Origin of the sequence: Citrobacter sp. Cs237, assembly GCF_030332325.1 — a bacterium.
GTDB lineage: Bacteria > Pseudomonadota > Gammaproteobacteria > Enterobacterales > Enterobacteriaceae > Citrobacter_A > Citrobacter_A sedlakii.
Genome location: NZ_JAOWIB010000074.1, coordinates 1 through 570, shown reverse-complemented (window position 1 = coordinate 570; position 570 = coordinate 1). Strand labels below are relative to the sequence as shown.

Below are 570 nucleotides of genomic sequence, written 5' to 3'. Positions count from 1 at the left end.
TCCGGTAACGCCATTAGTCTTAATGGCGCAGTAAGCCTGCTGGATATTAAACAGGCTACGCAGTTTCTGCGGCTGACTACTGGCGAAGACTGTTAATGACATAATACCTCCTGTTAATATGATTGCCGGAATGATATATTTCTTTTTCATATATTTTTCTCACTTTTGTGGTGTTCTGTTATAACCAGTTTCATTATCGTTATTTTTAAGTGATTGACAGGGGGAACATATGCAGTTCAGATATAATATAAAATTCAGTCTGTATGAGTGATGTTAAGTAACCGGAATAAATTCATCGTCAATTAGTGAAAATATGGGGGCGTAATAGTTCATGGCTTCATCCCCATCCTCATCTATATATTTATATGCAAGTGGGGAGTAATTCGGCTTTGATTTATTATAGTATTGCACCATTCGTCCTTTGTTCATAATCCTGATATCATAATTTTCCCATCTTATGGGCAGTATTTTGGCTTTTCCGCCTTCGAGTTTATCTTTAGTATATTGTGATAATAGTATTTCATCTTCGCTGTCGCCGGTTGTCGCAGACCAGGCTTTCAGCGCTGTCTT

At 37.7% G+C, this 570-nt stretch carries 1 pseudogene; it reads right to left on the bottom strand.

Annotated features, from left to right (window positions below):
* Positions 1–273: 273 nt before the first annotated feature.
* Positions 274–570: pseudogene (locus tag OGY07_RS02885) on the bottom strand (hypothetical protein); the annotation flags it as partial.